Annotated in this window: 5 protein-coding genes; 2 read left to right on the top strand and 3 right to left on the bottom strand. The window is 39.5% G+C overall.

Annotated features, from left to right (window positions below):
* The first annotated feature begins 187 nt into the window (after positions 1-187).
* Together Q0L00_RS16280 and Q0L00_RS16275 are read left to right on the top strand one after the other, a co-directional pair.
* Positions 188-3,340, top strand: coding sequence for a DEAD/DEAH box helicase (locus tag Q0L00_RS16280; protein WP_297337949.1), 3,153 nt, complete (start codon positions 188-190; stop codon positions 3,338-3,340).
* Positions 3,341-3,417: 77 nt separating this feature from the next.
* On the top strand, positions 3,418-3,987 hold the full coding sequence (locus Q0L00_RS16275) for an NUMOD1 domain-containing DNA-binding protein (RefSeq protein ID WP_297337948.1): 570 nt from the start codon (positions 3,418-3,420) through the stop codon (positions 3,985-3,987).
* A gap of 609 nt (positions 3,988-4,596) precedes the next feature.
* Here the strand turns inward: Q0L00_RS16275 and Q0L00_RS16270 are convergent.
* The 3 genes from Q0L00_RS16270 to Q0L00_RS16260 all read right to left on the bottom strand — a co-directional run bounded on the left by Q0L00_RS16270 (position 4,597) and on the right by Q0L00_RS16260 (position 6,217).
* Positions 4,597-5,127, bottom strand: coding sequence for a hypothetical protein (locus tag Q0L00_RS16270; protein WP_297337947.1), 531 nt, complete (start codon positions 5,125-5,127; stop codon positions 4,597-4,599).
* Positions 5,124-5,699 carry a hypothetical protein gene (locus Q0L00_RS16265; protein ID WP_297337946.1) on the bottom strand — a complete coding sequence of 192 codons (576 nt, stop codon included), beginning with the start codon at positions 5,697-5,699 and terminating at the stop codon, positions 5,124-5,126. Before Q0L00_RS16265 ends, Q0L00_RS16270 begins: the two co-directional genes overlap by 4 nt.
* Before the next feature lie 101 nt (positions 5,700-5,800).
* Positions 5,801-6,217: a hypothetical protein gene (locus Q0L00_RS16260; RefSeq protein WP_297337945.1), complete on the bottom strand. Its 417-nt coding sequence runs from the start codon at positions 6,215-6,217 to the stop codon at positions 5,801-5,803.
* Positions 6,218-6,593 lie beyond the last annotated feature (376 nt).

The following is a 6,593-nucleotide window of genomic DNA, read 5'->3' as shown; positions in this document are numbered from 1 at the left end:
CCTAAAATACCAAAAAAAATTTGATTTAAAAAAAATTCAAAAGCGATTTCCCTGTTGAATACCCGTGCTGTGCTGTTTGGAAATCAAAATCCTTTATGGAATTTAGATCAGGAAAATTGTGATTCTATTGTGAATTTAGTTTACTTAAGCTTCGAAATTCCACCTACCTCCTTTTTTAAAATCACCTATGCAGCAAGGCATTTACGAATCATTGATCTCCAAGCTGATCCAAACCAAACTCGATGACCTGGATCAAGAGGTATTCTTTGTGGATCAAAAACCGATCGATAAAACCGAGGCAAAAGATGTTTTATCTCAGTATTTCACCATCATCCTTAAAAGAGCTCTAGCCTACTTTGCAAAAGAAGATCAAATCATCCAGCAAATTCAACTCGTGAATCAATTAATTCTTCTTTTGAAAGAAGAGCTAAAGGATGAAGATTTTGAACAGGATCTATTAGCGCTTAATACCACTTTCCTGACTGCTATTTTCTCCAAAACAGATCTCGGTGTGGCTGATGTCCACTCTTTTCTCAAAAGCATTACACCCGAATCACGATTGATATTCAGTTCCCTGATCACCGGAGGCGGAGGAAATAAAAAAATCCAACTTGAAGGGGAACTTCAAAAGGAAATTAGTTCCTCTGATCGAATTGATTTCTTAGTCTCCTTTATCAAATGGGCAGGTCTTCGACTCTTGATGCCTCAGTTGGAATCCTTTACTCAAAAAGGTGGAAAACTCCGATTAATCACGACCACTTATGTAGGTGCCACCGATGCTAAATGCATTGAATACCTCGCCAAGCTGCCCAATACGGAAGTAAAAGTTTCCTACAATACCAAAAATGAACGAGTACATGTCAAAGCCTACCTTTTTCATAGAAATACTGGTTTTCATACGGCCTATATTGGATCCTCCAATATTTCAAAAACTGCCTTAACGAAAGGCCTAGAATGGAATGTAAAGCTTAACAATACGGAGATTCCTCATGTGATTCATACCGCTCAGCAAACTTTCGAAACCTACTGGAATAGCCGGGATTTTGAAAGTTATGATCCGGAAAAGCATTCAGAGAAGCTCAGAATCGCGCTCAAGGAGGGGCGTTTTGGAGCAGGGGATGAAAAGGAACTTAACTTGGGGTATTTTGATCTTAAACCCTATAATTTCCAAGAGGAAATTCTGGAAAAGCTTGAAGTGGAAAGATCTGTTCATGGTCGATATAGAAACTTAATCGTGGCTGCCACTGGAACTGGAAAAACGGTGATCTCTGCTTTTGATTTTCGGAGATTTTACGAGAAAAACCCAGGTACGAAGTTACTTTTTGTGGCCCATCGAAAAGAAATATTACAGCAGTCTTTAGGCACTTTCAGAGGAATATTAAAAGATCATAATTTTGGCGAACTCTGGGTAGATGGAGAAGAACCAAGCGAGTATCATCATCTTTTCGCTTCTGTTCAGACCCTCAATAATCGATTGGAGAGATTGGACCTATCTGCCAATTATTTTGATTTTATAATCATCGATGAGGTTCACCATATTGCAGCCGATAGTTACCGCCCGATTATCCATCGATTTTCTCCCCAAATCCTAATAGGACTTACAGCAACTCCAGAGCGGATGGATGGGTCTGATATACTTGTTGATTTTTGTGAGCATATTGCTGCCGAAATTAGACTTCCTGAGGCGCTAAATCAAAAGCTACTTTGTCCCTTTAATTATTTTGGGGTTTCTGATTCGGTTGATATTTCTCAGGTTTCTTGGTCCAGAGGAAGATATCTACCGTCTGAATTGAGTAAAGTCTACACGGGCAATGATCAGCGTGTAGGAACGGTCATCGCTTCCCTTGAAAAGTATGTTACCGATATCCAAGATGTTCGGGCGCTCGGTTTCTGTGTCACTCAGGATCATGCCCAATATATGGCAGAGAAATTCATATTAGCGGGATTGAAGGCTGACTATTTGGTCAGTGGCCGAAATGAAAACCGAAAAGAAATCCGCAAGCGACTTCGAAATAAAGAGATTAATTACCTCTTTGTTGTTGATATTTTTAATGAAGGGGTGGATATTCCAGAAATCGATACCGTACTTTTTTTACGGCCTACCGAAAGCTTGACGGTATTTTTGCAACAATTGGGTCGTGGACTTCGATTGGCAGATGGTAAAGAATGTCTGACGGTCTTAGATTTTGTCGGAAATGCCCGATCGGAATATGATTTTGAGGGAAAATTTCGCGCCATGATCGGAAAAACCAATACCTCTATCACAAGCGAATTAGAAAGTAATTTTCAGCATGTTCCTTTGGGATGTGCAATTATCTTAGAAAAACAAGCAAGAGAAACTATCCTTAAAAATATTAAGGCATCGATTAGCCCGAATAGAAATCAACTGATTCAGAAGATTCGGAATTTCAGGCATCAAAGCGATTTACCTTTAACGCTTAAAAATTTTGTTACCCTGTACCATTATCCTTTGGAGGTCATTTATAAGCGAAGCACTTGGTCTAGATTGACTTTTGAGGCGGGGGTATCGAAAGAACCTGATTCCACTTATGAAAAGGAATTGCTCAGCTGCATTTCTAAAAAATGGCTTTCCACAGAATCCTATCCTTATTTCTCCTTTATACTCCAGTTGGCAAAGGAAAATTTTCAAGTTCCAATTGAATCACTGACAAGAAAGGAACAGCAAATGTGCCTCATGCTACACTATGACTTTTGGCAAAATGCAGGAGGGTTTAAGTCCTTAGAAGCAAGTATCAAAGCGATAGGAAAAAATCAGGATTTGGTACAAGAGATAATCGAGGTTTTGGAGTATCGAATGGATCAAATTGGCTTTAAGGAGTTAGAAATAGAATTGCCATACGATCAACCACTGAAAGTGCATGGTCGATATACGAGAGATCAGATTTTTGCTGCATTTGGATTTAGCGACTTTAAGACAAAATGGATAAATTTTGAGGGAGCTGCTGAAAATAAAAAGCTTAATACGGAGCTTCTTTTTATCGATTTAAACAAATCTGACGAACATTACTCCCCTACAACCATGTATGAGGATTATGCACTCAATGAAACCCTTTTCCACTGGCAATCTCAGAATTCTGCCCGCCCTGATACTGGCAAGGGCCTAAGTTATATCAACCATAAGGATAGCGGTAAGCGCATTCTTCTATTTGTCCGGGAAGAAAAGCAAAATCAGTTCAAGAATACTATGGGATATGTATTTATTGGAGAAGGTAAATTTAGAGAATATTATGGCTCCAAGCCCATGAGTATCAACTGGGAATTGAATGAACCCATTCCACCATTTTTGTATCAGGCATCAGCTAAACTTTCCATGGGATAAACGATTTTACCGACATGAGTTGACATTTTAAATTTTCAGGTTTAAAGGGAAACGGGCTGGATCGATTAATTTTAACCATGAACCAATTCATCACCCTTGCCACCGAATACCTTACCCCTTCGAGCACGCTCGAAATTTTGAGCGTGGGGCGGCTTGGGGAAAGTAAGCCGGTGTATGTGTACAATTATGAAGGAAAGCATTTCCGGGTTTTTGAAAGTTTGGTGGACTTAATCCGGTTTTTTGAACTGGGGAAAGAACCGCTTTATTCGTTTGATTCCGAAGCGGATTTGGATGCGTTTTTGGAGCAGTTGCCATTCAACGCGGGCAAGCGGCCTTTGAATCTAAAACTCAATTACATGTATCGGGACGGGACCAATTACAAGCAGTTTGGCTGGGTGATTTTTTCTAATCCCGGCTTCCTGTCCCCACGAAGAGCGGCCGAACAATTCAAGGAAAAGCTGATTTCCGGGGAATATTTTGTACCTCAGGATTGGGGATTAGCCCGGCTACAAAAGTATGCCTATGATCCTGAAATTGATCATGAGTGGCATGAGTTTGAGGATTTTGAGTGGACGGAGGAAGATGCGACCGATGAGCGGGAGATTTCCGAGTTTTTAAATGAGATCAAAAAAGGGTATGAGGTTTAGTCTGGATGGTTTCCCGCTGCTTTGAGCGGATTTTAATTTTCAATGATCTTGAATCGGCAGGGATCGGCGTTTTTTTCTGCGTGGATACTTTATGCTCTTTGGAAGCGGTCAGGGAAAAAGCTAGGAAATGGATGGAGGATTTAATGCAGGAAAGACCCCATGAATCATTCGATTACAAAACTCCTTTGGACTTATTAGAACAATTATAACATGAACTTATCTTTTGCTTTTCAACCGTTAAGCAGCGCAAAAGTGAATACAGAGAGCGGCTCAAAACCGGTTGGCCTAAGGCTACCGCTCGCCTTAGTCTTGAACCGAGTGGAGTATTCACTTCCCTTCGTCTATCGGGTGAAAAGTAAACTTTTGAATGGCCCAATTTTCAAGGAAGCTTACAATGGGATACTACCCTACGGACATCCGAAATCGAATTTTTGTAACCCTTCTAGTTAGCTATTCCAAATCTATTGGAGTGATTTCGGATTTCAACCCTCGAACAATTCGTACCGTGCGATATCTACGAGCCGTACGAGGTGTACGATTGAATAGTCCTATTTCAATCATTTCTATTTTGTCGTGCTACTGACATCAATAGGCTATTTCACAACAAACCTAATCAGCCCCTTCATCAAAGTCCTCTTTGACAATTGGGATAATAATTAGATTTTCTTTAAACTTATTTCCATTTCTTTTCATTAGTTCCTGCCAAGAAGGGTTATCATTTTCAAAATCATAACGGAACACTTTCTTGCCATTATAAAAAACGTCGAAATAATCAAGATTATCAAAGTTACTACTAGGGTCTACATTCGGACCCCATTGATAGCTTAAAGTATCAATATCACCATTTCCAAAATCCAGATATCTATCACCTTTTTTCCCTACACCAATTACTTTGAAGGCATCTTTTTCGGTATAATAAAGTGTATCTGAAGTTACTAGAGTACAAAATGGTTCACTTCGATTTGTACATAATTTCAAATCTGAAATTCTATAGTTTTCGTTTACGGTGAAATAATCTTTCCCTTCTGATGTTTCCAGTCTGATAAAATGACTCCATACCGGTGGTTCACCGGGTGATTCTTGCGGTTGGCATGAAAAGGAAAACAAAGTGCCTGCCAAAATTAACGGGAAATTTCTCATTGAATTATAAGTTTAGCGTTACGGATTTTTCCATCTAAAACATAATTTACGATGTAAACTCCTGACTTAAGCGTGCTGACATCAATTGGTTCTGATGATCTCCAGCACTCCAGAAACATCACAGGAATAGCATCAGCACTATTCATAATCGTCACATTTAAGATGTCAGTGTCTGCCGTTTCTGGGATTCGAAAATTCACCTGATTGGAAATCAACGGATTAAGATAAAATAATGCCTCTGCGCCCGATGACACCCTCGCAATTGGACCGCCGCCATCACCGGAAACTGTAATATATTTACTTGCATTGGCTGGAATACCGCAAAGATTAGGCGTTGAGACATTCAGATAAAATGAAGGAGCCCCACTACTGGCACTAACTGTTACCAAATGGGAGTTCTGACCAGAACATATGGTAATCCCGGAACCAGCCGGCGCAGAAGTATACCAATAATAGCTTAGACCAGGGAGATTGTCAACAAAAAATGATCTATAATATCCATCTTTTCTGCCGGCTTCATGCGATTGAATCGCTTTAACAATTTGGGTCACTGTAAATCGTGACTTCTTCATAATATCCATTTAAAGTTGATCATTTCATTCTCAACTTTCAAATGGCCGAAGTTTGGGGAAGCCGTCACTTCCTCAAGAATATACTCCTCATTTCTTTTTTCCTATTGGAGATAGCCGTACTTTTTTTCTACTAAAAATAGCTGAATCAAATAATCTTTGGTCTGCTCAAAAGTGGACTTTTCTGAAAGCGGAATTTCTTCGATCGCATCAAAGGTTAACCCCGCTGCATCCGAAAATAAAAGTTCTTTTGAAACAAATTTCCCCGAGTTTGATGAATCGACCTGATAGGTAAAATCCCCATTGACTTTTTTAATATTTCGCTCTAATACTCCAATATTGTTTTTGAGAAAATTCAACTGCAAATCCGGATAAGCGGCAGCAAGCCTCTTTAAATCCCCCCTCTCAAAGGAGAATTGCCGGCTCTTGGGATCAAGAAATAAAATACCAGCACTCAGCGTTTCACCCAGAATGAGCCCATGCCTATATCTTAAAATGGAATAAAAAAGTTGATTTTTCATTGCAGTGTTCTTTTCAATGCGGAATCAAAGGAAGAAGGATTACTTTAAATCTAAGGCTAATCATCAAACCTTAAGCTATTCCCATTAACTCAAAAAGCTGGTGCATTTCAGAAAATCCTCTAGCTGGATTCTCCAAATCAAACTCATTGAGTCTTTTTGAATTTTCGATAGCAACAGGCAGTTTTTCCCTCAACCGCAAGTAGATGTCATTCCCCCCCTTTGGTAAAATACTTTTGGGATTTTGAGTAATCCTTTAAATCTCTTCTAAGGCGATCCTCGGCCCCTCCACAATCTTCAAACGGAGGTTGGGTAAATTCAAAATGAAGCAAAAACCAATATCAATACAAGGCCGATTGATAATTATTTTCCCATTCGA

It is taken from the genome of Algoriphagus sp., from assembly GCF_024305035.1.
Classification (GTDB): domain Bacteria; phylum Bacteroidota; class Bacteroidia; order Cytophagales; family Cyclobacteriaceae; genus Algoriphagus.
This window is presented reverse-complemented; position numbering and strand designations above follow the sequence as displayed.

Coding starts and splice junctions, on each gene's coding strand:
- Q0L00_RS16280 (WP_297337949.1), top strand. CDS start 188: ATGCAGCAAGGCATTTACGAATCATTGATCTCCAAGCTGATCCAAACC.
- Q0L00_RS16275 (WP_297337948.1), top strand. CDS start 3,418: ATGAACCAATTCATCACCCTTGCCACCGAATACCTTACCCCTTCGAGC.
- Q0L00_RS16270 (WP_297337947.1), bottom strand. CDS start 5,127: ATGAGAAATTTCCCGTTAATTTTGGCAGGCACTTTGTTTTCCTTTTCA.
- Q0L00_RS16265 (WP_297337946.1), bottom strand. CDS start 5,699: ATGAAGAAGTCACGATTTACAGTGACCCAAATTGTTAAAGCGATTCAA.
- Q0L00_RS16260 (WP_297337945.1), bottom strand. CDS start 6,217: ATGAAAAATCAACTTTTTTATTCCATTTTAAGATATAGGCATGGGCTC.